Genomic DNA, 24,968 nt, shown 5'->3' with positions numbered 1-24,968 from the left:
TCTCGTCGAAGCCGACGCCCGCGATGGCCGACACCATCAGCGGCACCACGATCATGCCGATGCCGAATCCACCGATGGTGATGGGCAACACCAGATTCGGGAAGTACGGGATGTCGCCGTGCAGCGTGGAGCCGTAGAGCATCGCCGCGAGCACCATCACGCCGCCGGCGATCACCAGCACCCGGGGCGGGAACCGCGACGCCAGCGCCGAGGACAGGCCAAGGCCGATGCCGAGCGCGATGACGAACGGGATGAAGCCGATGCCCGCCTTCAGCGCGCTGTAGCCCATGATGTCCTGCACGTACAGGCCGATCAGCACGGTCAGCGTGAACATCACACCGCCCGCCAGGAAGACGGCCGCGAAGGTGGCCACCCGGTTGCGGTCACGGAACAGGCTGAACGGCACGACGGGGTTGATCGCGGTGCGCTCGACGTAGAGGAAGGCGCCGAAGAACGCCATCGCCGCGAAGCACGAACCGAGCGTCAGCGTGGACATCCAGCCCTTCTCCGGGCCCATCGAGAAGCCGAACACCGCTGCCGTGCAGGCCAGCGTGGCGAGGATGGCGCCCGTAGCGTCCAGCTTCATCCGCTCGCGGTGCGTCTCGCGCAGCGTGGTGCGGGCCAGGTAGATCATCATGATGCCGATCGGCACGTTGACCAGGAAGGCCCACCGCCAGGACACCTCGGTCAGCGCGCCGCCGACGACGAGGCCCATGACCGAGCCGACGCCCGTCATGGCGGCGAACACCGCCGTCGCGGCGTTGCGCGCAGGCCCCTTGGGGAACGTGGTGGCGATCAGCGCCAGGCCGGTGGGCGACGCGATCGCCGAACCAACGCCTTGCAGCAGCCTCGCCACCACCAGGGTGGACTCGTTCCAGGCGATGCCACACAGGATCGAGGCGATGGTGAACAGCGCGACGCCGACGATGAAGGTGCGCTTGCGGCCGATGGTGTCGCCGAGGCGCCCGCCGAGCAGCATCAGGCCGCCGAAGGTCAGCACGTAGGCGGTGATGACCCAGCTGCGGCCGGCGTCGGACAGGTCGAGCTCGTCCTGAATCTTAGGTAGCGCGACGATGGCCACGGTGCTGTCCATGGTGGCCAGCAGCTGCATGCCGCCGATGGCGATGACCGCGGCGAGGAACCGGCGCGATGGCAACCACGCCGGGTACCAGCTGGTTCGCTCGATCGTGGGCTGTCCCACGTGCACGGGGAGCGCACGGTTGCTGGCGCCAGCACCGTCCTTGGTCGCTGCGCGCTCTGCATCGTTGAGAGCCGTCATGGCCGGTTACCTTACAGTAATCTTAAGAATCCTTTAACTGGCGAATGCCGCCACGGACCCGATCACGATGATCGCCGGAGGTCGTATGCCCTCGGCACGAATCCGTTCCGGCGCGTCGGCAAGCGTGGTGCGCAGGGTCCGCTGCGCGGCGGTGGTGCCGTGCTGAACCACCAGGACCGGTGTTTCCGGAGCTCGGCCGCCTTCCTGCAACACCTTGGCGAACAATTCGATGCGCTCCACCGCCATCAGCAACACGATGGTGCCCGACAGCGCGGCCAGCGCATTCCAATTCACTAACGATTCGGGATGGTCGGGCGCAACATGGCCGCTGACCACCACGAACTCGTGTGTGACGCCCCTGTGGGTGACCGGAACACCGGCCAGCGCAGGAACGGCTATGGCACTGGTCACACCGGGCACCACGGAGACCGGAATGCCCGCATCGGCGCACGCGAGCACCTCTTCGTACCCGCGGGCGAACACGAATGGATCGCCACCCTTGAGTCGCACCACGAACTTGCCCGCCTTGGCCCGGTCGATCAGCACGTCGTTGATCGCGTCCTGAGCCATTGCCCGGCCGTATGGGATCTTCGAGGCGTCGATCATCTCCACGTGGGGCGCGAGTTCGGCCAGCAGTTCGGGCGGGGCCAGCCGGTCGGCGACCACCACGTCCGCCTGCGCGAGCAGCCTGCGGCCGCGCACCGTGATCAGTTCGGGGTCGCCTGGGCCGCCGCCGACCAGGGCCACGGCGCCGCGCAGCCCGTCGGGCACCTCGTCGGTGATGACGCCGCTCTGCAGCGCCTCGCGGATCGCCGTCCGGATGGCCGCCGAGCGGCGGTGCTCCCCTCCGGCGAGCACTCCGACGGAAAGGCCGTCGTACTCGAACGATGCGGGCGTGACGGCGGTGCCGTCGCGCGCAGCGTCGGCCCGGACGCAGAAGATGCGACGGCGTTCGGCCTCGGCGACGACGGAGGCGTTCACGGCAGGGTCGTCGGTCGCCGCGATCGCGTACCAGGCGCCGTCGAGATCGCCGTCGCGGTAGTCCCGCAGTTCGACGGTGATGCCTCCCATGGCCTCGACCGCGGGTGTGGCCGTCCTGGCGATCACCCGCACGTCCGCGCCGTTGGCCAGCAGAAGGGGCAACCGGCGCTGGGCGACGGTACCGCCGCCGACCACGACGACTTTCCTGCCGGCCAGGCGCAGGCCGACGAGGTAGGCGTCTTCGGTCACTGGGCGAGCTTAGAGGTTGCCACCGCGGCCACGAATCGAGTCGCCGCGTGCGGATGCGCGGCGGCGTGGGCGTGCAGATAGCCGGCGTGCACCCCGGCGTGCACGGCGCCGTCGGCCACGGCGCCCGCCGGTCCGCGGCCGAACCGCCACGCGGGCTCGTAGTTCTGCCCGAACGTCACAGCCGTGCGATGGAATTCGTGGCCGACGACCCGCGTGCCCGCCGCGTGCATCGAGGAATCGGCCGTCGCGACGGCGTCGCGGTATCCCAGCGTCAGCCGGTCGGTGAACCGCGCCGACCCGGACAGCACGCCGCACATCGGGATGCCGTCGAGGTCGTCGACCAGATAGGTCAGCCCGGCGCACTCGGCGTGCACCGGCGCTCCCGATCCGGCCAGCTGCCGAATCTGCCGACGCACAACGTCGTTGCCGGACAGCTCGGCGGTGAACTGCTCGGGGAAGCCGCCAGGGACCACCAGCGCCGCGGTGCGCGGGGGCAGCGGCTCGGTCAGCGGGTCGAACTCGACGACGACGGCTCCTGCGGCGCGCAGCAACTCCGCGTGCTCGGGGTAGCCGAAGCTGAACGCCTTGCCTGCCGCCAGCGCCACGACCACCTCACCAGTCGCGCGCTCGGCGACCGCGGGGTCCCACGGTGCTTCGACGACACGGGAGCCGGCGGCGGCGGCCACCGCGGCGAGGTCGACGTGCCTGGCCACCAATTCGGTCATCGCGGCGACGGCGTCATGCGCCAGATTGCCGTGCTCCGCCGCCGTCACCAGGCCGAGATGCCTTGACGGAACGGACAACTCGTCGGCACGTGGGATCGCGCCGAGCACGGGTACACCGGTCTGTTCGCAGGCCTGCCGCAACACCTGCTCGTGGCGGGAAGTGCCGACCCGGTTGAGGATCACCCCGGCGATCCTGACCGAGTGATCGAACGTCGCGAAGCCGTGCAATAGCGCGGCCACGCTGTGACTCTGGCCACTTGCGTCGACGACGAGCACCACCGGAGCCCCGAGCAGGCCCGCGACGTGCGCGGTCGACCCCTGGGCTGGGCCGACGGAGTGCTCTGAGATCCGGCCGTCGAACAACCCCATCACGCCCTCGACGACGGCGATGTCGGTCCCGCCGCTGCCATGCCGATACAGCGGGCCGATCAGATGCTCGCCAACCAGCACCGGGTCGAGGTTGCGTCCCGGCAGGCCGGTCGCCAGCGCGTGGTAGCCGGGGTCGATGAAGTCGGGCCCGACCTTGAACGGCGCGACGCGGTGCCCCGCCCGGCGCAGCGCGCCCATCAGCCCGGTGGCCACCGTGGTCTTGCCGCTGCCCGAGGCGGGCGCGGCGATCACGACGGCCGGGGTGCTCACGTCACCCCCCACTCCGCTGCCCAGTCCCCGCGAGCGCGGGGAAGGGTCACCACTCGATGCCCCGCTGGCCCTTGCGGCCGGTGTCCATCGGGTGCTTGACCTTGGTCATCTCGGTCACCAGGTCGGCGGCGTCCAGCAGTCGCGGCGGCGCGTCCCTGCCGGTGATCACGACGTGCTGGTGACCCGGCCGGGAAACCAGGACCTCGACCACGTCCTCGACGTCCACCCAGCCCCACTTCAGCGGGTAGGTGAACTCGTCGAGCACGTAGAAGTCGTGACGGTCCTCGGCGAGCCTGCGGGCGATCTCGGCCCAGCCGTCGGCGGCCGCGGCGGCATGGTCGACGTCGGTACCCGGCTTGCGCGACCACGACCAGCCCGCGCCCATCTTGTGCCACTGCACCGGGCCGCCGATGCCCTGCTCGTCGTACAGGCGGCCGAGTTCGCGAAAGGCCGCCTCCTCGCCCACCTTCCACTTGGCGCTCTTGACGAACTGGAACACCGCAACGTCGAAGCCCTGATTCCAGGCGCGCAGCGCCATCCCGAACGCCGCGGTCGACTTGCCCTTGCCAGGGCCGGTGTGCACCGCGAGCAGTGGGGCGTTGCGGCGGGCCCTGGTGGTCAGCCCGTCGTCGGGAACGGTGAGCGGTTGGCCCTGTGGCATCGAAACTCTCCCTGCCAGTAGATCAAGCGGCGCCGAGTTCGGCCCCGGACTTCACCAAGCGGGTCAAGGCGTCCGCCCGAAGCTCGGCCAGTCGGACCGTCGGCGCGCCCATCTGGTTGGCCAGGTCCTCGGCCAAACCGAGTCTCACATAGGACGTCTCGCAATCCACCACGATTGCCGCGGCGCCCTCGGCCCGCAGCAGCCTGGCCGCATGCCGGGTGCGGCCCAGCGGGTCGGGACCACCGGTGGCCCGGCCGTCGGTGAGCACCACCACCAGGCTGCGGCGTGCACGGTCGCGGGTCCTTTCGCACACCACCACGTCCCGCGCCGCCAACAGGCCCTGCGCCAGCGGGGTCTTGCCGCCGGTGTCGAACCGCGCCAGCCGCCGGCTCGCGATGTACACCGACGACGTTGGCGGCAGCACCAGGTCTGCCTGTTGTCCGCGGAAGGTGATCACGGCGACCTTGTCGCGGCGCTGATACGCGTCACGCAGCAGCGACAGCGTGGCCCCGCCCACGGCCGCCATCCGGTCGCGTGCGGCCATCGAACCGGAGGCGTCGACGACGAAGATCACCAGATTGCCTTCGCGGCCTTCGCGAATCGCGCGCCGCACGTCGGCGGGCCCCACCGAGACCCGGCCGGGCCGCTGCTGGCGGCGCGCCGCGGCGAGCAGGGTGCCGAAGACGTGCAGGCCGTGTCCGGCATCGGGATCGTCGGTGGCCGACACCGTCGTCCCCGTCCGGTTCCTGGCCCGCGACCGACGGCCAGGTGCGCCCTCGCCGACCCCGGGCACGACCAGCGCCTTGGTCCGGAACGCCGCCGCAGGCGGTGCGTTCTGTCGCGAACCACCCGAGTGCGAACCGCCCTGGGGTGCAGCCTGATCCGGTGCTTCGCCAGAGTGCCCACCGCCGCCGGGCGGATCGGGCTCGGGGTCGTGTTCGGGCGGGGGGTCACCGGCCTGGGCGAGCGCCTCGTTCAGCTGTTCGGGGTCGAGTCCCGGATCGTCGAAGGGGTCGCGTCGACGCCGGTGCGGCAGGGCCAGTTCGGCTGCGACGCGAATGTCCTCTTCTGCAACGGTATCCGCTCCGCGCCACGCCGCGTGCGCCACCGCAGTGCGGGCCACCACCAGATCGGCGCGCATGCCGTCCACGTCGAACGCCGCGCACAGCGCGGCGATGCGCCGCAACTCCCCATCCGGCAACACCACGTCGGCGACCGCCGCGCGGGCCGCCGTGATCCGGCGGGCCAGGTCCACGTCATCGTCGGCGTAGCGCGCGGCGAACCCCTCGGGGTCGGCCTCGAACGCCATGCGCCTGCGGATCACCTCGACCCGCACGTCGACGTCGCGCGAGGCGTACACGTCGACCGTCAACCCGAACCGGTCGAGCAATTGCGGACGCAGTTCACCCTCTTCGGGATTCATGGTGCCGATCAACACGAACCTGGCCTCGTGGCTGTGCGAGACGCCGTCGCGTTCCACGTGCACCCGGCCCATCGCCGCCGCGTCGAGCAGCACGTCGACCAGGTGGTCGTGCAACAGGTTGACCTCGTCGACGTAGAGCACGCCGCCGTGCGCGCGGGCCAGCAGGCCGGGTGAGAACGCGTGCTCGCCGTCGCGCAGTACCTTCTGCAGATCCAGTGACCCGACCACGCGGTCTTCGGTTGCGCCGATGGGCAATTCGACAAGGCGGGCGTCGTCGTCGACCGCGGACAGCACGGTCGCAAGGCCGCGCACGGCCGTCGACTTCGCGGTGCCCTTCTCGCCGCGGATCAACACGCCGCCGATCTCGGGCCGTACGGCGCACAGCACCAGCGCGAGCCGCAGGCGATCCTGTCCGACGAGCGCGCTGAACGGGTACGAGTCGGTCACGGGCTGCCGTGAATTCCGGTGCGCACCATCGGAACGTGCGGAATGCCGTCGTCTAGGAACTCGTCGCCGGAGCGGACGAATCCGTGCTTGGAGTACATCTCCACCAAGTAGGTCTGCGCGTTGATGTGGCAGGGATAGTCACCGACCTCGGCCAGCGCGGCCTGCATCAGCCGGCTGGTGTGGCCGTGACCGCGGTCGCCGCGCTTGGTGCACACGCGGCCGATCCGGAACGCCTTCTCCCCGCCGGGATGCTCCTCCATCAGCCGCAGCGTCGAGATGACTCGTCCGTCCGAACTCTCCAGCCAGAAGTGGCGGGTTTCGGCGAGCAGATCACGGCCGTCCAGTTCCGGATACGGCGTGGCCTGCTCGACGACGAACACCTCGACGCGCAGCTTGAGCAGTTCGTACAGCGTGGCGGCGTCGAGGTCCTTGGCCCAGCTCCGCTTCGGCGTGACCGTCATGCCGTCACAGCGGGCGCATCCGTCGCAGCTTGGTCGAGCTTGAGCACCTTGTTGCCTTGGGCCCAGAGTTCCTCGAAGAGCTTGGGCTCGTTGGACAGTTCGATGCCCAGCGACGGCACCATCTCCTTGAGCTTGGGCTGCCAGCCCTGGTACTGGTCGGGGAAGCAGCGCTCCAGCACGTCCAGCATCGCGGGCACCGCGGTGGAGGCGCCCGGTGACGCACCGAGCAGACCGGCGATGCTGCCGTCGGCCGCCGCGAGCACCGTGGTGCCGAACTCCAGCACGCCACCCACACCCTTGCGGCGGATCACCTGCACGCGCTGACCCGCGACGTCCAGCTCCCAGTCGGAATCGACGGCGCTCGGCGCGAACTCGCGCAGCGCGTCGACCCTGTCGGCTTCGCTGAGCGCCAGCTGGGCGACCAGGTACTTCACCAGGCTCATCTCGGTGAGCCCGACGCCCAGCATCGAGCCAAGGTTGTTCGGTTTCACCGAGAACGGCAGGTCGGTGACCTTGCCCTGCTTGAGGAACTTGGGCGACCAGCCGGCGAACGGACCGAACAACAGCCACGACCTACCGTTGATCACCCGGGTGTCCAAGTGCGGCATCGACATTGGCGGTGCGCCCATCGGCGGTTGGCCGTACACCTTGGCCTGGTGCCCCGCTGCCAGGATGGGATTGTCGGTCCGCAGGAACTCCCCGCCGACCGGGAAGCCGCCGTATCCCTTGGCCTCCTTGATACCCGCCTTCTGCAGCAGCGGCAGCGCTCCACCACCGGCGCCGACGAAGACGAACTTCGACCGGATCTTTCGCGTCTGGCGGGTGCGCCGGTTGACGATCTTCACCGTCCAGCTGCCGTCGGACTCCTGGCTGAGATTTCGCACCTCGTGACCGAACAGCGTCGTCATGCCGCGCTGGGCGGTATAGCCGATGAGTTGGCGTGACAACGAACCGAAGTCGACGTCGGTGCCGTCCTGAGTCCAGTTGAGTGCGACGGGTTCGGAGAAGTCGCGCTTGGCGGCCATCAGCGGCAGCCGTCGAGCGAATTCATCGCGGTCGTCGATGTACTCCATGGTCGCGAACAGCGGGTTCGCCACCAAGGTCTCGCGCCTGCGCTTGAGGTAGTCCAAGTGATCGGCGCCGTGCACGAAGCTGACGTGCGGGATCGGGTTGAGGAAGCTGCGCACGTCGGGCAGCACGCCGTTCTCGACGGCGTGCGCCCAGAACTGGCGGGAGACCTGGAACTGCTCGTTGACGTGAACCGCTTTGGTGATCTCGATGGTGCCGTCGGGCCGCTGCGGCGTGTAGTTCAACTCGCACAGCGCCGAGTGCCCGGTGCCCGCGTTGTTCCACGGGTCGCTGCTCTCGGCGGCGGCGCCGTCGAGACGTTCGATCAGCGTGATCGACCAGTCGGGCTCCAGGAGCCTCAGTAGTGTGCCGAGGGTCGCGCTCATGATGCCAGCGCCGACCAGCACGACGTCCGTTTTCGTAGTCTTGGCTCCGTTGGGCTCAGACACCTGTTCGTTGACCCTTCGCAATCGCACGGCCGCCTGATACGGCTTACCTATTAGTAGGTTATCCCGCCGCTCCCTGCGCCAATCTGCCAACCGGTCCCCGCCGACGTCTGCTTGGTCACAGTGCGCGGTTAAGGTAGCTGTCGTGAGCTCGTCGGCGTCTGGATGGGAGCCCGACGTGCTGCCGGGGTACTGGCGCCAGACCATTCTGCTCGGCCCGGATCCCGACGGGGAGGGCGAGCTCGTCGCCACCCTCGTCCGGCGCGGGGAGGCAGCTGGCGCCCACCACGCCGTACTCGCGCTGCACGGTTACACCGACTACTTCTTCAACTCCGAACTCGCCGACCACTTCGCCGCCCGCGGCTTCGCGTTCTACGCCCTGGACCTGCACAAGTGCGGACGATCGCGGCTCGCCGGCCAGACGCCGCACTTCACCACCAATCTGGCCAGCTACGACAGGGAGCTGGACCGCGCGCTGTCGGTCATCGCGGCCGACACCGCCGGAGCGGCGGTGTGTCTGTACGGCCACTCCGCGGGCGGGCTCATCGTCACCCTGTGGCTGGACCGGCTGCGCCGACGCGGTGGTACCGCGGCGCGCAACATCACCGCGCTGGTGCTCAACAGCCCGTTCTTCGATCTGCATGGCCCGGCGATCCTGCGCACCCCACCCACGGCGGCGGCGCTGGTCGCGCTCGCCCGGCTGCGCAAGCTGCACATCATCCGCAAACCGACGCCCGGCGGTTACGGCAGCAGCCTGCACCGCGACTACTCCGGCGAATTCGACTACAACCTGGACTGGAAGCCGCTCGGCGGGTTCCCCGTCACGTTCGGCTGGATCAACGCGATCCGCCGCGGGCAGGCGAGGCTGCACCACGGGCTCGACGTCGGTGTGCCCAACCTGATCCTGCGGTCCGACCACTCGGTTCCCGAGGCACCCGACCCCGAACTGATCCAGCGGGGCGACGCCGTGCTCGACGTCGCCCAGATCGCCCGGTGGTCGGGGTGCGTGGGCAACCACACCACCGTCGCCCCGATCACCGACGCCAAGCACGACGTGTTCCTGTCGCTGCCGCAACCGCGCGCGGCCGCCTACCGGGAGTTGGACGGTTGGCTGGATCGGCACCTGCCCACCGACAGCGAAACACTGCGGACCACGACACGATCGGAACAGGGCTGACACACTTGGAGCACTTCGATCTCACGATCATCGGAACCGGCTCGGGTAACAGCATCCCGGATCCCAGCGTCGACCCTCGCTACGAATCGATGCGGATTGCGATCTGCGAGCAGGGCACCTTCGGCGGTACCTGCCTGAATGTCGGCTGCATCCCGACCAAGATGTTCGTCTACGCCGCGGAAGTCGCCGAAACCATCAGTCGCAGTTCACATTTCGGTATCGACTCGAGCATCGAGAAGGTGCGCTGGCCCGACATCGTGTCGCGGGTGTTCGGCCGCATCGACCCGATCGCCGCGGGCGGCGAGAAGCACAAGAGGGGGCTGCCCAACGTCACCGTGTACGCCAGCCACACCCGGTTCGGTCCTACCCAGCCGGATGGCCGGTACACGTTGCGCACCGAAACCGGCGACGAGTTCACCTCCGATCAGGTGGTGATCGCCGCGGGTTCGCGCATCCGCGTCCCGCCGGCGATCCTCCAGTGCGGTGTCGATTACCAGACCAGCGACACGATCATGCGGATCCCCGAACTGCCGGATCATCTGGTGATCGTCGGCGGCGGAATCGTGGCTGCCGAGTTCGCACACGTCTTCTCCGCACTCGGTGTGCACGTCACCATCGTCGTGCGGGGGGACGGGTTGCTCACCCACTGCGACGAGACGATCTGCCACCGCTTCACCGATCTGGCCGCGCAGAAGTGGGATCTGCACACGCACGAGAACGTCATCGGATCGCACCACGACGGCGACCGCATAATCCTCGAACTCGATGACGGGAAGACGCTCGGCGCCGACATGCTGCTGGTCGCCACCGGGCGCATCCCCAACGGTGACCTCCTCGACGCCGAACTGGCCGGGGTCGAGGTCGACGACGGCATGGTGGTCGTCGACGAGTACCAACGCACGACCGCGCGCGGCGTGTACGCGCTCGGCGATGTGTCGTCGGATTACCAGCTCAAACACGTCGCCAACCACGAGATGCGCGTGGTGCGGCACAACCTGTTGCAGGACTGGGACGACACCGCCGCCATGACCAGGAGCGATCACCGTTTCGTCCCATCGGCGGTGTTCACCGACCCACAGATCGCGACGGTAGGGCTGACCGAGGCGGAGGCCAGGGCGGCCGGGCACGACGTGGTGGTCAAGCTGCAGAACTACGGCGACACCGCCTACGGCTGGGCGATGGAGGACCAGATCGGCGTCGCCAAGGTGATCGGCGACCGCGTGACCGGCAAGATCCTCGGCGCACACCTGATGGGGTATCAAGCGTCATCGCTCATCCAACCGATCACTCAGGCGATGAGCCTCGGTCAGACCGCGAAAGAGGTTGCCGGTGGCCAGTACTGGATCCACCCGGCGCTCGCCGAGGTCGTCGAGAACGCCCTGCTGGGCCTGGACGAGGCGTAGTCGGTCTTAGCGCACCCCTACTACGATGAGTTCCGGCCGGGCCGCGAGTCTGTTCTGGTGACCGTCATACGACGCTGCCAGGAACGGACACCACGGAGGACACCATGACCACCACAGCGCCCGGCCGCCCACCCGTCGTCGACCTGGCCACCTGGCAGGCCGCCCGTGACGAGCTCCTGGTTCGCGAGAAGGCCCACACCCGAGAGGGTGACGCCATCGCCGCGGCCCGCCGCCGGCTGCCGATGGTGGAGTTCGACGGGACGGTCGAGGTCGTCGGGCCCGACGGACCGGTCCCGTTCCTCGATCTGTTCCAGGGCCGCGACGAACTCGTCGTCTACAAGCACATGTGGCACGACGGCGCGCCGCACCAGGGGCAGTGCGGGGGCTGCACCACCACGGCCTGGCACGTAAAGGACGCCGTCTACCTCAACGCCCGCGGCGTGTCGTACGCCATCCTGACCACGGGCCGATGGGACGAGGTGGCCACCTACGTCGAGTTCATGGGCTACACCCAGCCCTGGTACTCGGTGCGCGACGTGGACGCTCCGGTCGGCGACAGCATGGGCTCCATCACCTCCTACCTGCGCGACGGCGACCGCGTGTTCCTCACCTACGCCACGACGGCCCGTGGCAACGAACCGGTGAACGGGTCCATGGGCCTGCTCGACATGACGCCCTATGGCCGCGGCGAGGCGTGGGAGGACAACCCCGATGGCTGGCCCGAGGGGCGCCACTCGTGCTGGTATTGGTGCTCGGACGCGGACGGGAACGCCACCTGGGGTCCGACCAGCCGTCCCGTGCCGCAGTGGATCCGCCCCGGCGCGACCCCCGTGGAGACCCTCGGCCGGCACGGCGACGACATCTAGATCTCGGCGCCTGGCGATCCCCAGCGCTCCTCGACCCGCCCGAAGCGCCAGAACGCGAGTGCGGCCAACCAGACCACGACGAACATTCCCACGATCACGAAGCCGACCGACTCGAGGTTCGCCGAACCAATCGCGGCCAGCGGGCCCGACTGGATGCCGAGCCGGTCGACCAGAAGGCCGGTCAGCACGATGACGCCGATGATCAACGCGACGAACACCGACAGCACCGTCACGGTGAGGTTGTAGTACACCTTGCGGATCGGCTTGAGGAACGCCCAGCCGTAGGCCCGCGACATGAAGATGCCGTCGACCGCGTCGAACAGGCTCATTCCCGCCGCGAAGAGCACCGGCAGCACCAGGATCGCGTACCACGGGAGGGTGAACGCCGCCGTCCCCCCCGCCAGCACCAGCAATGCCACCTGCGTGGCGGTGTCGAAGCCGAGACCCATCAACAACCCGACGGGATAGAGGTGCCACGGCTTGCTCACCCGGCGCATGACGCGCCCGAGCAGCCGGGCCAGAAACCCGCGGTTAGCGAGTTGCCGCTCGAGTTCTGCCTCGTCGAACTCGCCCGTGCGCATCTTGCGGAACACCTTGGCGATGCCGACCACGGCGAACAGATTGGTCAATCCGATCAGGATGAGGAACGTCCCTGCCACCACCGAACCGATCAGCCCGAGGGTCTGCAGCATCGGCGAACCTTCGTCCTGCACCGGGCCGACGAGCGCTCGAACGCCGAGGGCGAGCAGAAACGCCAGGCCGAACACGACGCTGGAGTGCCCCAACGAGAACCAGAACCCGGCGGACAGTGAGCGCGTTCCCTCCCCGACCAGCTTGCGGGTGGTGTTGTCGATGACCGCGATGTGGTCGGCGTCGAAGGCGTGTCGCACGCCGAGCAGGTAGGCGGTCACGCCGAGTCCGACGCCGAACACGCCTGCCGAGCCGAGGGTGATGTGCGCAGGAGCAACGCCGAAGACCAGTACGCCCCAGCCGAACACGTGAAGGGCGAGGACGACACCGGCGATCCCGGCGATCGAGCTCCAGTCGGCTCGGTCGAACCGGTTCGCCACGTTGGTTTCGGGCTGTGTGGCGATGGATCCGACAGTCATTCTCCGAGGCTATGCCGGAACCCAGTCGTCTGTCTAGCTGTTCAGATGATCAGGAATGGCGGGCACCGATCCAGTGCAGCAGATCGTGCACGATCTCGTCCTCGAGCCGGTAGCTGACGGCGCGGCCCACCCGCGTGCTGGTCACCCAGCCCTGCTGACGGAGCACCCGAAGCGCTTGGGAGGTGGCGTTTTCCGACCGTCCCAGGGCGGTGGCGAGATCGCTGACACAGATGCCCGGCGCCCGGTGCAGGCTGAGCAGGATCTCGAGCCGGTTGGGATCGGACAGCAGGTCGAATCGCTGCGTCCAGCCGGTGGTGTCGACGTCGGCGAGAGCCGACGACGCCCGTCGCACCACCGCGTCGTTCCCGGGCTCCATAGCTGCAATTTAGTCCAGAAAGCCGTGCAACAGAGCCGCCGACGCCCAGATGTGTGCGGTCATCACCTCGGCGGCACCCTCGCCGTCGCCTGCCAGGATCGCCATCACGATGGCCTCGTGCTGTTCGTCGGAGTGCGCGATGTTGCGGGCGAGCAGCGGGATCCGGTCGAGCAGCTCGTTGAGACGCATCCGGTTCTCCGCGACGAGCGGCACCAGAGACGGTGCCCCCGCGGCTTCGGCGATGGCGAGGTGCAGCCGGGAGTCGAGCCGCCGGTAGTCCTCCTTCGGGGCGCCGCGGGCATCGGTCATCCGGCTCCACAACGTCTCGCGCTCAATGGCGGTCAGCGTCCTGCACGCGGACATCCGGGCAGCGCCGACCTCGAGGATCTCGCGGAGCCTCAGCGCGTCGTCGATCTCGGCGCGGCTGAACGAGATTCCGTCGCCGCTGGGCGCGGGAAGCTCCTTGGCCAGGAACGTGCCGCCGTACCGGCCACGCCGTGACACCAGGTAGCCGGCCTCGCCGAGCGACTTGATCGCATCCCGCACGGTGTCGCGGCTGACGCCGAGGCGGGTGGCCAGTTCGCGTTCGGGTGGCAGCGACTCACCGGGCGCCAGCACGCCCAACCTGATGGTCTCGAGCAGCCGGCCGACGGTGTCCTCGAAGGCGTTGCCGAGCCGCACCGGACGCAGCAATGCCTCGCTTGGCTGCGGGTCCGGTGCGGTCATTGCATGCCTACAGCGGTGTCACGTACGCCGAGCTGATGCCGCCGTCGACCAGGAACGTCGACCCGGTGATGAACGACGAGTCATCACTGGCCAGGAACGCGACCGCCGCGGCGAGCTCCTCGGGTTCGGCGAATCGACCGAGCGGGATGTGCACCAGCCGGCGGGCCGCGCGCTCCGGATCCTTGGCGAACAGCTCCTGGAGCAGCGGGGTGTTCACCGGTCCCGGGCAGAGTGCGTTGACGCGGATGCCCTGCCTGGCGAACTGCACGCCGAGTTCCCGCGACATCGCGAGCACCCCGCCCTTGGACGCGGTGTAGGAGATCTGCGAGGTGGCCGACCCCATCACCGCGACGAACGACGCGGTGTTGACGATCGAGCCCCGCTGCTGGGGGACCATGTGCCGCAGGGCGGCCTTGGAGCACAGGTACACCGACTTGAGGTTGATGTTCTGCACCCGTTCCCAGGCATCGAGTTCGGTGTTCTCGATCAGGTCGTCCTCGGGCGGGCTGATGCCTGCGTTGTTGAACGCGATGTCGACCGACCCGTAGGTCGTTGCGGCCGCGTCGAACAGCGTGTCGACGGCTACCTTGTCGGCCACGTCGACGGGCACGAACAGTCCCTCGAGCTCCTCGGCGACCTGCTTGCCCGTCGCCGGATCGATGTCACCGATAACGATGGTGGCGCCCTCGGCCCGCATCCGCTTGGCGGTGGCCAGCCCGATTCCGCTGGCGCCACCGGTGATGACCGCGACCTTGCCCGCGAGCCGCTGGGTCAGATCCATCTAAATCTCTCCAATCGCAAAGAAGACGTTCTTGGTTTCCGTGAAGTGCAGCGGCGCGTCGGGCCCCAGTTCACGGCCCAGCCCCGATTGCTTGAAGCCGCCGAACGGCGTGTTGTAGCGGACCGACGAGTGTGAGTTCACCGACAGGTTCCCGGACTCCACCGCACGGGACACCCGCAGCGCCCGCGACAGGTTGTCGGTCCAGATCGATCCGGACAAACCGTACGGTGAATCGTTGGCGAGCTCGATCGCGTCGGCCTCGTCCTCGAACGGCAGCACGGTGACGACGGGCCCAAAGATCTCCTCGGTGACCGAGCGATCCGTACGCTTTGGCGTGAGAACCGTTGGTGGGAACCAGTATCCGGGTCCCGTCGGGGCTGAGCCGCGGAACGCGATCGGCGCGTCGTCGGGCACGTAGGACGCCACGGTGTCGAAGTGCGGGCGCGACACCAGCGGCCCCATCTCGCTGTCCCGCGATGCGGGATCGCCGACCACGAGGCCCCTCACGGCCGGCTCCAACAGCTCCATGAACTTGTCGTACACGTTGCGCTGAACCAGGATTCGGCTACGGGCGCAGCAATCCTGCCCGGCGTTGTCGAACACGCCGTACGGTGCGGTGGCCGCGGCCTTCTCCAGGTCGCAGTCGTCGAAGACGATGTTGGCGCTCTTGCCGCCGAGCTCCAGAGTCACCCGCTTCACCTGCGCGGCGGCGCCCGCCATCACCTTGACGCCCACCTCGGTGGAGCCCGTGAACACGATCTTGCGGATGTCGGGGTGACTGATGAAGCGCTCCCCCACCACCGAGCCCTTGCCTGGCAGAACCTGGAACAGTCCCTCGGGCAGCCCGGCCTCGCGTCCGAGTTCGGCCAGCCGCATGGTGGTCAGCGGGGTGATCTCGGCGGGTTTGACCAGCACCGCGTTGCCTGCGGCCAGCGCGGGCACGAAGCCCCACGACGCGATGGTCATCGGGAAGTTCCACGGAGCGATCACGGCGACGACGCCGAGCGGCTCGTTGAACGTGACGTCCAGGCCGCCTGCGACGGGAATCTGCTTGCCGGACAGGCGCTCCGGGCTGGCAGAGTAGAACTGCAGCACGTCGCGGACGTGTCCTGCCTCCCACTCGGCGTTGCCGATCACGTGCCCGGAGTTGGCCACCTCCAGCGCCGCCAGCTCGTCGACGTGGGCGTCCACCTTCGCGGCGAACGACCGCAGTGCGGCCGCCCGTTCCGCGGGCGCCAGCTTGGCCCACTGCTTCTGCGCGGACTTCGCCCGTGCGACCGCATCGTCCACGGCGGGGACGTCGAGCAGCTCGACGGTGCGCAGCACCTCCTCCGTCGCCGGGTTGATCAGTGTCGACGTGGTCACGATGCCACCCTTTCCGTTGCGTACTGTCGTGCCGCGTCCACGATCGCGGCGAACAATCGAAGGTCGTCGAGCCGTTCCTCGGGATGCCACTGCACGGCGACGACGAATTGCTGCCCGGGAATCTCGACGGCCTCGACGACGCCGTCGGGATCCCAGGCGGTGGCGATCAGCCCCTTGCCGAGTTCGGCGATGGCCTGATGGTGATAGCACTGCGCGTCGGTGGACTCGCCGATCAGCGCGGCCAGCCGGGTGCCCGGCACGATGCCAATGGTCGACGTGTTGAACTTGGCGTTGCCCGCCTGGTGCCAGTTGTGGCCGATGACCTCGGGCAGGTGTTGGTGCAGGGTGCCGCCCAGCGCCACGTTGAGGACTTGGGCGCCGCGGCAGATCCCGAGCACTGGCAGCCCTCGTTGGATCGCGCTCTGCACCAGCGCGAACTCCCAGGCGTCGCGCTCGCGGGCCGGCTCGTCGGTGGTCGGGTGCGGCGCTTGGCCGTAGGTGGCGGGGTCGACGTCCCTGCCGCCGGTGAGCACCAGCCCGTCCAGCCCGTCGAGCACCCGGTCGGCGACCTCGGCGTCCGCCGGTTGCGGCGGAAGCAGCGTGGCGATGCCGCCCGCCAGGGTGACGCCTTCGACGTAGATGGCGGGCAGGAAGCTGGCCTTGACGTCCCAGACACCGGTCTGCGCCTGCTGCAGGTACGTGGTCAGGCCAATGACGGGCCGCACCTTCTCCCCGCTGGAACTAGAGCCGCTCAAAACCGCGCACCCTCTCCCAGTCGGTCACCGCGGAGTTGAACGCCTGCAATTCGATCCGCGCGTTGTTCAAGTAGTGCTCGACGACCTCGTCGCCGAACGCCTCCCGGGCGATCGTCGAGGATTCGAACAGTGCCGCCGCCTCGGCCAGCGTGGTCGGAAGCCGTTCCGCGGCACTGGTATACGCGTTGCCTGCGATGGGATCGGGTAGCTCGAGTTCGTTGTCGATCCCGTGCAGGCCCCCGGCGATCAGTGCAGCCACCGCCAAGTACTGGTTGACGTCGCCGCCTGCTGCACGGCACTCCATCCGCATGCCGTGGCCGTGCCCGACCACCCGCAGCGCACACGTCCGGTTGTCCATCCCCCACGCCACCGCGGTCGGCGCGAAGCTGCCCTCGACGAACCGCTTGTAGGAGTTGATGTTCGGTGCGTAGAACAGCGTCAGCTCGCGCAGCGTGGCCAACTGGCCTGCGATGAAACTCTGGAACATCTTGGACATGCCGCGTGGCTGGTCCTCATCGGCGAACACCGCCGAACCGTCATCGCCGCGGAACGAGATGTGGATGTGGCAGCTGTTGCCCTCGCGCTCATCGAATTTCGCCATGAACGTCAGGGCCTTGCCATGCTGGTCGGCGATCTCCTTCGCGCCGTTCTTGTAGATCGAATGGTTGTCGCAGGTGACCAGCGCGGTGTCGTAGCGGAAACCGATCTCCTGCTGCCCGAGGTTGCATTCGCCCTTCACGCCCTCGCAGTAGAGACCGGCGCCCTCCATGCCGCGACGGATGTCACGCAGCAGCGGCTCCATCCGGGTCGAGGCCAGCATCGCGTAGTCGATGTTGTAGTCGGTGGCCGGCGTCAGGCCGCGGTAACCGTTCGCCCACGCCTGCCGGTAGGTGTCGTCGAACACCATGAACTCCAGCTCGGTGGCGGCAACGGCGCCCATCTTCCGCTCCGTGAGCCGGTCCAGCTGCTTGCGCAGGATGCTGCGGGGCGCCGGGACGACCAGACTGCCGTCGTGCCAGCCGAGGTCGGCCATCACCAGCGCGGTGCCGGGCAGCCACGGCAGCAACCGCAGCGTGCTGAAGTCCGGCGTCATCACCATGTCGCCGTAGCCGGCCTCCCAGCTCGACATCGCGTAGCCGTCGACGGTGTTCATGTCGACGTCGACGGCCAGCAGATAGTTGCAGCACTCGGCCCCGTGGGCCGCGACGTCGTCGACGAAGAGGCGCGCCGAGATCCGCTTTCCGGTCAATCGGCCCTGCATGTCGGTGAAGGCGACGATGACGGTGTCGATATCGCCGTCGGCGACCATCGACTCCAACTCGGTTTGCGACAGAATGCCAGTCATTTCGAGAACTCAACCATTGGAAACCGCCTTACGACCGTCTGACCACCGAGACTTACCAAATTGTCACTCCAAAGGTAGGGCATAAGACCAATAGAACTCAATCGTCCGCTTCGCGGCAGGTCCCACCGCGATCTGAACTACGCCATCGTCGAAGCGGGGACCGCGTACTTGTACTCGCCGCGCGTGTGGGCCCTCCGGTTGATCCGGATGTCGAATGCTTCGGAAACGTGCCATTCCCGGGACAGCATGACCGGAGTTCCGTCCCGGTCGTAGTCGATCTCCTCGATGTACAACAGAGGCTTCCCTCGCCGGATACCGAGCACTTTCGCGGTATGGCTGGTGCTGGCGACCGCGCGCAGCGTCGCCGTCGCGTGGTCAGCCGCATGTCCTGAGGAACTCAGCAGCGCGAACAGCGAGGGGTCGAGGCTCCGCAGTTCGAGGTCGGTGCGGAGCAGGCGCGCGGGGATGCGATCGCGCGAGTAGATCACCGGTCGATCGTCAGCCGTCCGGACCCGCTCGACCGCCAATACGGTGCCGCCCGGGCTGAGTTGCAAAGGGGCGTCGTCATTGGAGCATTCCTCGAATGCCGCGTCGAGGACATGCATCCCGGCACGGACACCCGCACTCTCGATCATCGCGAGATAGCTCAGCGTCGAGTCGAGTCCGTGGGGCATGCGCCGACGCTCGGCGACATAACTGCCCGAACCGCGACGACGGGTGACGTAACCGGCCTCGATCAGCGCACGGACCGCGTCTCGTACCGTGGCGCGAGATACGTTGAAGCGCTTGGCGAGTTGGCCCTCGGTCGGCAACTTCGTCCCCGGCTGCAACTGCGAACTGGTTATTTCCTCCAACAGCTCGTCGCGCAACCGGTCGGCGAGCAAGGTTCGGCCAGACACTCTGCCGAGCCTACGTCCGGGTTTCGCGTGACGCATCCGCGCTGGCCGTGTCCTCGAGGACGCGACGGACCTGCGCTGAGATGGATGGCGCACCGGGCAGTAGGCCGTCGAAGATGGCGCTGCCGATGGTGTATCCCCACGCGCCCGCCTCGCTGACGGCGACGGCCCGGTCGATGCTTGCGATCGACCCCGCGACGATCACCGGGCCGCTCGACCGCCGGACCACCTCCCGGATGAGTGCGAGGTGATCAGCGGTCGGATGGCGATACGCCAGTAGGTCGAGACCGGTGACATGGTCGAGAGCGGTAAGCCGTTCGGCATCGTCAGCAATCTCCTCGATCGTCCCGAGCAGAACACTCGGATGGTCGACGACCCGGCCGGGGAACGGGCAATAGCGCACGCCGTCCGGAAGGATCCCCGCTCCCTCCGCGGCATGGGTACCGCCGAGCACCCAATCGAACCCGGCCTCGGCTGCCGAACGCAGTGACGCCAGCTCGGCCTCCTTGGTGGTCGAGACGACTTCCAGCATCACCTCGAAGCCGGCGTCGTGAGCGAGCGACGTCAGTTCGCGCTGTCGCACGAGGTCGGCACCGACGTCCTTGAACCCGATGTAGCGAAGACCGACGTCGACCAACGTCGGCACGATCTCGGCCGCGTTGTCCACGGTGCGGTCATCGTGGGTGAGCATGAACACGAAATGAGCCACAGCAGTGCTCCTTTCTCCTCTTCATCGGGCTTCATCCGGCTTCTCTGGCGTCGGCCAAGATCGACCGCGCCGTCTCGTCCGACCAGACTCCGAGCAGGTCGGCGAGATCAACGATCGAAATCCGCTCCCGCAACAGGTGGGAATTTCTCAGCGCCCAGAACATCAGGTCGTCGTCGTAACCCGAACCGAGGTCTTCGGCCCGGGTCGGGAGTCCGCTCGCGTGGCTCACTTCGTCGAACTGTTTCGGTGAAGGGAGCGTCACAGACTGCACGAAGGTCGCCCAATCCGTGACCACTGCCTCGACATCCGACTGGTGACCGAGGAGCCAGTTTCGTTTCGCGGAGCACGCCGTCCAGCACTCCTCGACCGTTTGCGCGCCGAGCTGGGCGAAGGCGCGCGTCACCGCGTCACGACTTGTCGACTCGTCCGGTACCCGGACCCGCGCACGGGTCGACCGAATCGTCCGGTCGACGAGCTGCCAGACCCGGACGGCCAGCCGCGTCGCCACCGTGACCTGCATGCCGTGAGCAGCGGCCGGCCGTCCCCGATGGCTGCGCGCCATCTCCAGCAGGTGGGAGACCGCATGCTCACTGCCCGACGCGGGTGCCGTCGAGCCGACGATTCCCATCGACAGGCCGCTCGCCGCCAGCAGGCGGGCGAGATCTGCGAGCCCCGCCGGCTCGGCATCGCGTGCGGCCCGGGCAAGAGTCGGAAGCGCAGGCATCGCGGCAAGGACCTGCTCCACGACCGCGGGATCGTAAGCGGGACCGTGGCCGAGCCGCGCCGCGAGTTGCCATTCGGCGACAGCGTTGGGGACCGTGGACAAGTCGCCGACCCCCGCGAGATTCAAATTCGCAGGTGCCGCGGCGAGGATGTCCGAGTCGGCGACGAGCGCGTCCGGCCATCGCGATACCACGGTCCGCTTAGCGCCCGCAATGACGAGGACACTGCGGTCCGCGATGAACCCGTTGATGCTGCAAGCGGTTTGGACCGCCACATGACGGCCGCCGGTGCGCTGCGCGGTGACCTTCGCAATGTCGGTGAGCGTGCCGGCCCCGACGGAGATGATCAGCCGTCTAGCGCCGACCTCCGCGACCGCGCGCTCGACGGTCTCCTCGTCGGCGCGAACCGCCCCTGTTCCGAGTTGGACGACCGGACACCCGAGCCGCCTGGCGATCCGATCCACCACCGGCCCCGCCGACGTGCGGTACGGCCCCCCGTCGCTGAGGATCACCGGTTCAATGCCCACGAAGCGTTCACTGCTGTCGGCGATCGCGCTGTTCAACACGGACTCGCCGATGCGGACGTCCACGTCGGGCAGGTGGGCGTAGCCCCGTGCGCGCAGGGACGCGAGGAGCGCCGCGGGGTCGGGCACGGTGATCACGTCCGCCGAGCCGACAAGTGAGGCCGCGCCAGCGCGCATTCGACGGCGTCGAACGCGGCGAGATAGCGCAGGTAGGCGTCGGCGTAGGTCTTGGTCGCCTCGGGGACGGGGTCGATGGCGGCCGGAGCGAGCCGGACGGCAACCGATGCCGCGGTGAAGTCCGCGAAGAACCCGGTGCCCACCCCGGCGACCATGGCGGCGCCGACGGCGGTGGCCTCCTCGGTCAGCACCCGGCGCACGGGCCTTCCGAGCACGCTGGCCTTGATCGTCGCCCACAGGTCGTCGCGCGCGCCGCCGCCGACGATCCGTACCTCGCCGCGCCCGAGGCCGAGGGCGTCGAGTCGTTCGACGATGTCGCGCAACGCAAATGCGCAGCCTTCGAGCACCGCCCGCGCGACGTGCGCCGGCGTGTGGTTCATCGCGAGGCCGAGCAGGCCGCCACGCATCCGGTCGTTCCATCGCGGTGCCGTCGACCCCGACAGTGCAGGCAGGAACAGCACGCCTTCGCTGGCCGGTGGTGCCGCCAGCGCCAGGGCAAAGACCTCGGCCTGCGGAACACCGAGCAGCCCGGCGAGCCAGAGTGTGCTGCCGCCACTGACGAATCCGGGATTCTCGATCAGCCAAGAGCCGGGCACCGCATGGCCGTGTGTCTCGACGAGACAGAGCGGGTCGCGCACGGGTGCCGCGGACACCGTCGTCACCGGTTCGGCGGTACCGGTGACGTCGACGACGACACCCGCCTCGATCGCACCGGCTCCGACGGACGCGGCGTGTTCGTCTCCCGTTCCGACGACCACCGCGCAGTTCGTCGTCAGGCCGAACTCGGAGGCGACGTCGGGCAACAGTGTGCCGACCACCTCGGTCGACGGCCGGAGCGGCGCGAACATGGCCGGGTCCAGGTCGGCCGCTGAACACAGTGCGGCGTCGAACTCGCCGCGGGTGACGTCGTACACCATCGTCGACGACGCGTTCGCTGCGTCCTGGGCGTGAGAGCCGGTGAGGTGGTGCAGCACATACGACCCGACGGGCGCCAGCGTCGCCGCACGGTGCCAGACTCTGGGTTCGTGGTCGCGGATCCACATCATCTTCGGTGCGCTATGCGACGCATCGGCCACCAGACCGGTCCGCTCCGCGAGCAGGTCCTCCCCCGCCGCGGCGACCAGTCGATCGCACTGCTCGGTGGCCCGCTTGTCCAGCCAGATGATCGCCGGTCGCAGCGGCTCACCGTCGGCATCGCACGCGACGACGCCGTCTACCTGGCTGCCCAGGCCCATTGCCACGACCCGCGACTCCTCGATGTCGGCCGTCGCCATTCGGACAGCGTCGCGAAGTGCGGTGCAGTAGGTGAGCGGGTCTTGCTCCGCCCAGCCGTCGTGCTGGTGGGTCATGGTCATTGCGGCCGAACCGGTGGCCACGACGTCGCCACCCTCGTCGACGAGGACGACCTTGATGCTCTGCGAGCCGACGTCGACTCCCAGGACCAGAGACACGTCCGCCCTCAGATCATGGTGAGAGAGTCGGCGTGTCGTCGGCCGCGATCTCGGTCGCGGACATCGCGCCGTAGCCCTCCTGCTCGAGGTTCACTCCGTACTGCCCCTGCGAAAGCGCGAACTCCTCTTCCGGCGACAGCACGAGCTTGTGCCGCCCGGCGATCGCGAAGTACAGCACTCCGACCAAGAAGTAGATGAGCGTTCCGACGACACCGGGCCGGTAGTCCGCGTTGAAGAACAGTGAGATGAGCGCAACCAATGCGATCGCACCCGCCACCGCGGCGCCCCAGACCCCCACCGGACTGCGGTACGGCCGCGCGATGTTCGGCAGCTTGCGCCGCAGCAGGATGAACGCCAGGCACTGCATGAAGTAGGAGATCACGGCACCGAACACGGCCATGTACAGCAGCGCACCGACGATCTTGCCCGCGAGTGCGTTCTCGCTCTGGCCGAGGAAGTAGATCAGCAGCGCGAGGACGTATCCCACCACCGCGCCGGCGATGAGCGCGACGTATGGCGTGTTTCTGGTCGGGTGGGTGATCGACAGACTCTTCGGGAAGTATCCCGCGCGGGACAGCGAGTACGTGTTGCGACCGTAGGCATAGATGATCGTGAAGAAACTGGCGATCAGCCCGATCAGCCCGATCAGCGCGAGCACGGAGGCCGCCGTGCCCTCCCCGAAGACCGCCTTGAAGCCGTCGAACAACGGGGTCGCCGACGTTCCGATCGTCGCAGCTCCGCCGCCAACACCCGTATTCAGGAACAGGGTGAGCACAGCGAAGAGGACCAGCGTATTGAGCCCCCAGATCGTTGCACGCGGGATGTCCCGCTTCGGATCGTGAGACTCCTCCGCGGCCAGCGGCAGTTCCTCGATCGCCAAGTAGAACCAGATCGCAAACGGCAGGGCAGGGAAGATTCCGGCGATGCCCTTGGGCAGGAAACTGCTGCCGCCTTCGTCCGGTGCGATGTTGGTGAGCAGGCTGGCGTCGAACGACCCCGTGAAGAGCACGGCAAGGAAGAAGAACCCGAGTATGCCGAGCGCCGCCACCGTGATCACCACGGTGAACCGCATGGTGATCTCGATGCCGAGGATGTTGATCCCGACGAAGATGATGTAGTAGATCGCCCACCAGAGAACAGGGCTGTTCCACCATCCGTCGGCTCCGGTCAGGTCGAAGACGATGTCATGGGAGAGGAAACCCATCGCGCCCACGACGACCGCGGGGGTGATGACGTACTCCATGTTCTCCGCCAGACCGGTGACGAACCCGCCCCAGGGCCCCATCGCCGAGCGGGAGAAGGAGTAGGCGCCACCCGTGTGGGGCAGGGCCGGCGACATCTCGGCGATGCTGTAGCACAGGCCGTAGTACATGACCGTGATGACGATGCCTGCGATGAGCAGACCACCGAAGCCACCGGCGTCGAGGCCGAGGTTCCAGCCGTAGAAATCCCCTGAGATGACCGCGCCGACACCGAGCGCCCAGAGCGACCAGAAGGCCGCGTGACGGCGCAGCTTGCGCTTTTCGAAATAGCCGTGCTCCGCGTCGTGATAGGTGACCGATCCGACTGCCCGCGTGTTCTCCGCCATCACGCCCTCCTAGGCTTCTTGACGAAAGTTGTCAGACAACTTGGAGAATAATCACGCGCAGTTCCACCGTCAAGGATCAATGCCGCGTCCGGCAGAGCCGGTTCGCGACCGCGGGAAACAGAGTTAGGTTGCCCGGCGCGAGGCCGGATCGGGCAGCGACGGAGTAACGCGATGGGGATCGTGGGCACGCGCCTTGAGCTGCGCCGAAACTCGTTTGCCGGTCAGCCGACCCTGCATGTCGCAGAACGCCACGATCTCTGCGTCGACGTCTCCCGCGGCCACCAGCGGCGCCAACTCGATTTGCGGCGGCATGCCGGTCGGGACGAGAACACGACCATTGACAACCGCCCACCGGGCGATCCCTTGGGAAGGTTTACGAATTCGTCATTCCCAAAGGTTAGGACACCAGACCTTTGACGCTCTAATGTGCCTATGCGAGCGCTGTCCTACCCCGCGAAGGAGAACCACCGTGCCCGAGGGTCACGAACAACTCACCGACGATGAAAAGCATCTGGCGAAGCTCGGTTACGCGCAGGAGCTGTCACGGTCCTGGTCCGGGTTCAGCAACTTTGCGATCTCGTTCTCGATCATCTCGATCCTGGCGGGCTGCTTCACGTCG

General features: G+C 68.0%; 22 protein-coding genes and 1 pseudogene. 3 read left to right on the top strand and 20 right to left on the bottom strand.

What is annotated here, in order from left to right; all coding sequences use genetic code 11:
- The 7 genes from QOC69_RS08375 to mqo all read right to left on the bottom strand — a co-directional run.
- Nucleotides 1–1,279 (bottom strand): MFS transporter (locus tag QOC69_RS08375; protein ID WP_526438267.1); only part of this gene is annotated, 1,279 nt, incomplete at its 3' end.
- 33 nt (nucleotides 1,280–1,312) lie between these two features.
- Nucleotides 1,313–2,509, bottom strand: a complete 1,197-nt coding sequence (gene cobA, locus QOC69_RS08370; RefSeq protein WP_526438265.1) for a uroporphyrinogen-III C-methyltransferase — start codon at nucleotides 2,507–2,509, stop codon at nucleotides 1,313–1,315.
- Entirely contained in the window at nucleotides 2,506–3,873 is a 1,368-nt protein-coding gene (locus QOC69_RS08365; protein WP_526438263.1) for a cobyrinic acid a,c-diamide synthase CobB, read from the bottom strand. The genes cobA and QOC69_RS08365 overlap by 4 nt, the downstream gene beginning before the upstream one ends.
- 46 nt (nucleotides 3,874–3,919) lie before the next feature.
- Nucleotides 3,920–4,534 carry a cob(I)yrinic acid a,c-diamide adenosyltransferase gene (gene cobO / locus QOC69_RS08360; RefSeq protein ID WP_526438261.1) on the bottom strand — a complete coding sequence of 205 codons (615 nt, stop codon included), beginning with the start codon at nucleotides 4,532–4,534 and terminating at the stop codon, nucleotides 3,920–3,922.
- 22 nt (nucleotides 4,535–4,556) lie between these two features.
- Nucleotides 4,557–6,404 carry a magnesium chelatase subunit D family protein gene (locus QOC69_RS08355; RefSeq protein WP_526438259.1) on the bottom strand — a complete coding sequence of 616 codons (1,848 nt, stop codon included), beginning with the start codon at nucleotides 6,402–6,404 and terminating at the stop codon, nucleotides 4,557–4,559.
- Nucleotides 6,401–6,865 carry a GNAT family N-acetyltransferase gene (locus QOC69_RS08350; RefSeq protein WP_526438257.1) on the bottom strand — a complete coding sequence of 155 codons (465 nt, stop codon included), beginning with the start codon at nucleotides 6,863–6,865 and terminating at the stop codon, nucleotides 6,401–6,403. Before QOC69_RS08350 ends, QOC69_RS08355 begins: the two co-directional genes overlap by 4 nt.
- Complete coding sequence (gene mqo / locus QOC69_RS08345) at nucleotides 6,862–8,586, bottom strand: malate dehydrogenase (quinone) (RefSeq protein ID WP_526438255.1); 1,725 nt, start codon at nucleotides 8,584–8,586, stop codon at nucleotides 6,862–6,864. The genes QOC69_RS08350 and mqo overlap by 4 nt, the downstream gene beginning before the upstream one ends.
- Here mqo and QOC69_RS08340 point away from each other — a divergent pair.
- The 3 genes from QOC69_RS08340 to QOC69_RS08330 all read left to right on the top strand — a co-directional run bounded on the left by QOC69_RS08340 (nucleotide 8,525) and on the right by QOC69_RS08330 (nucleotide 11,825).
- Nucleotides 8,525–9,556 (top strand): alpha/beta hydrolase, encoded by a 1,032-nt coding sequence (locus tag QOC69_RS08340; protein ID WP_526438253.1) that lies wholly within the window; start codon nucleotides 8,525–8,527, stop codon nucleotides 9,554–9,556. The genes mqo and QOC69_RS08340 overlap by 62 nt on opposite strands.
- A gap of 5 nt (nucleotides 9,557–9,561) precedes the next feature.
- The gene (gene mtr, locus QOC69_RS08335) at nucleotides 9,562–10,959 is read left to right on the top strand and encodes a mycothione reductase (RefSeq protein WP_526438251.1); all 1,398 of its coding nucleotides are present in this window, start codon (nucleotides 9,562–9,564) and stop codon (nucleotides 10,957–10,959) included.
- A gap of 104 nt (nucleotides 10,960–11,063) precedes the next feature.
- Nucleotides 11,064–11,825 (top strand): DUF899 family protein, encoded by a 762-nt coding sequence (locus QOC69_RS08330; protein WP_526438249.1) that lies wholly within the window; start codon nucleotides 11,064–11,066, stop codon nucleotides 11,823–11,825.
- Here the strand turns inward: QOC69_RS08330 and nicT are convergent.
- From nicT to QOC69_RS08265, 13 genes and pseudogenes are all read right to left on the bottom strand, one after another.
- Nucleotides 11,822–12,934 (bottom strand): Nickel transporter NicT, encoded by a 1,113-nt coding sequence (gene nicT / locus QOC69_RS08325; protein WP_526438247.1) that lies wholly within the window; start codon nucleotides 12,932–12,934, stop codon nucleotides 11,822–11,824. The two genes, QOC69_RS08330 and nicT, sit on opposite strands and share 4 nt — an antisense overlap.
- A 49-nt stretch (nucleotides 12,935–12,983) precedes the next feature.
- Complete coding sequence (locus tag QOC69_RS08320; protein ID WP_526438245.1) at nucleotides 12,984–13,310, bottom strand: ArsR/SmtB family transcription factor; 327 nt, start codon at nucleotides 13,308–13,310, stop codon at nucleotides 12,984–12,986.
- A gap of 9 nt (nucleotides 13,311–13,319) precedes the next feature.
- On the bottom strand, nucleotides 13,320–14,036 hold the full coding sequence (locus tag QOC69_RS08315) for a FadR/GntR family transcriptional regulator (protein WP_526438243.1): 717 nt from the start codon (nucleotides 14,034–14,036) through the stop codon (nucleotides 13,320–13,322).
- A gap of 7 nt (nucleotides 14,037–14,043) precedes the next feature.
- Complete coding sequence (locus QOC69_RS08310) at nucleotides 14,044–14,817, bottom strand: 3-oxoacyl-ACP reductase (RefSeq protein ID WP_526438241.1); 774 nt, start codon at nucleotides 14,815–14,817, stop codon at nucleotides 14,044–14,046.
- Nucleotides 14,818–16,182 (bottom strand): aldehyde dehydrogenase family protein, encoded by a 1,365-nt coding sequence (locus QOC69_RS08305; RefSeq protein WP_526438239.1) that lies wholly within the window; start codon nucleotides 16,180–16,182, stop codon nucleotides 14,818–14,820. It abuts the gene before it with no gap.
- Nucleotides 16,179–16,937 carry a gamma-glutamyl-gamma-aminobutyrate hydrolase family protein gene (locus tag QOC69_RS08300; protein ID WP_526438237.1) on the bottom strand — a complete coding sequence of 253 codons (759 nt, stop codon included), beginning with the start codon at nucleotides 16,935–16,937 and terminating at the stop codon, nucleotides 16,179–16,181. Before QOC69_RS08300 ends, QOC69_RS08305 begins: the two co-directional genes overlap by 4 nt.
- Nucleotides 16,924–18,282: a glutamine synthetase family protein gene (locus tag QOC69_RS08295; protein WP_526438235.1), complete on the bottom strand. Its 1,359-nt coding sequence runs from the start codon at nucleotides 18,280–18,282 to the stop codon at nucleotides 16,924–16,926. Before QOC69_RS08295 ends, QOC69_RS08300 begins: the two co-directional genes overlap by 14 nt.
- A 137-nt stretch (nucleotides 18,283–18,419) precedes the next feature.
- Nucleotides 18,420–19,181: a GntR family transcriptional regulator gene (locus QOC69_RS08290; RefSeq protein WP_526438233.1), complete on the bottom strand. Its 762-nt coding sequence runs from the start codon at nucleotides 19,179–19,181 to the stop codon at nucleotides 18,420–18,422.
- A 10-nt stretch (nucleotides 19,182–19,191) separates the two neighbouring features.
- On the bottom strand, nucleotides 19,192–19,887 hold the full coding sequence (locus QOC69_RS08285) for a 1-(5-phosphoribosyl)-5-((5-phosphoribosylamino)methylideneamino)imidazole-4-carboxamide isomerase (RefSeq protein ID WP_526438231.1): 696 nt from the start codon (nucleotides 19,885–19,887) through the stop codon (nucleotides 19,192–19,194).
- 31 nt (nucleotides 19,888–19,918) lie between these two features.
- Complete coding sequence (locus QOC69_RS08280) at nucleotides 19,919–21,262, bottom strand: iron-containing alcohol dehydrogenase (RefSeq protein ID WP_526438229.1); 1,344 nt, start codon at nucleotides 21,260–21,262, stop codon at nucleotides 19,919–19,921.
- 5 nt (nucleotides 21,263–21,267) lie between these two features.
- Entirely contained in the window at nucleotides 21,268–22,761 is a 1,494-nt protein-coding gene (locus QOC69_RS08275; protein WP_526438227.1) for a xylulokinase, read from the bottom strand.
- A 13-nt stretch (nucleotides 22,762–22,774) separates the two neighbouring features.
- On the bottom strand, nucleotides 22,775–24,349 hold the full coding sequence (locus QOC69_RS08270) for an amino acid permease (RefSeq protein ID WP_526438225.1): 1,575 nt from the start codon (nucleotides 24,347–24,349) through the stop codon (nucleotides 22,775–22,777).
- A 195-nt stretch (nucleotides 24,350–24,544) separates the two neighbouring features.
- A pseudogene (locus QOC69_RS08265) lies at nucleotides 24,545–24,661 on the bottom strand (hypothetical protein); the annotation flags it as partial.
- Nucleotides 24,662–24,968: the final 307 nt, after the last annotated feature.

It is taken from the genome of Mycobacterium sp. (assembly GCF_032162105.1).
In the GTDB taxonomy this organism is placed as follows: Bacteria; Actinomycetota; Actinomycetes; order Mycobacteriales; family Mycobacteriaceae; genus Mycobacterium.
Note: the sequence above shows the minus strand (reverse complement) of the source record. Positions and strands in the feature narration are given on the sequence as shown.

Coding starts and splice junctions, on each gene's coding strand:
- cobO (WP_526438261.1), bottom strand. CDS start 4,534: ATGCCACAGGGCCAACCGCTCACCGTTCCCGACGACGGGCTGACCACC.
- QOC69_RS08350 (WP_526438257.1), bottom strand. CDS start 6,865: ATGACGGTCACGCCGAAGCGGAGCTGGGCCAAGGACCTCGACGCCGCC.
- mqo (WP_526438255.1), bottom strand. CDS start 8,586: ATGGTCTGGCGCCAGTACCCCGGCAGCACGTCGGGCTCCCATCCAGAC.
- QOC69_RS08330 (WP_526438249.1), top strand. CDS start 11,064: ATGACCACCACAGCGCCCGGCCGCCCACCCGTCGTCGACCTGGCCACC.
- nicT (WP_526438247.1), bottom strand. CDS start 12,934: ATGACTGTCGGATCCATCGCCACACAGCCCGAAACCAACGTGGCGAAC.
- QOC69_RS08320 (WP_526438245.1), bottom strand. CDS start 13,310: ATGGAGCCCGGGAACGACGCGGTGGTGCGACGGGCGTCGTCGGCTCTC.
- QOC69_RS08315 (WP_526438243.1), bottom strand. CDS start 14,036: ATGACCGCACCGGACCCGCAGCCAAGCGAGGCATTGCTGCGTCCGGTG.
- QOC69_RS08310 (WP_526438241.1), bottom strand. CDS start 14,817: ATGGATCTGACCCAGCGGCTCGCGGGCAAGGTCGCGGTCATCACCGGT.
- QOC69_RS08295 (WP_526438235.1), bottom strand. CDS start 18,282: ATGACTGGCATTCTGTCGCAAACCGAGTTGGAGTCGATGGTCGCCGAC.
- QOC69_RS08270 (WP_526438225.1), bottom strand. CDS start 24,349: ATGGCGGAGAACACGCGGGCAGTCGGATCGGTCACCTATCACGACGCG.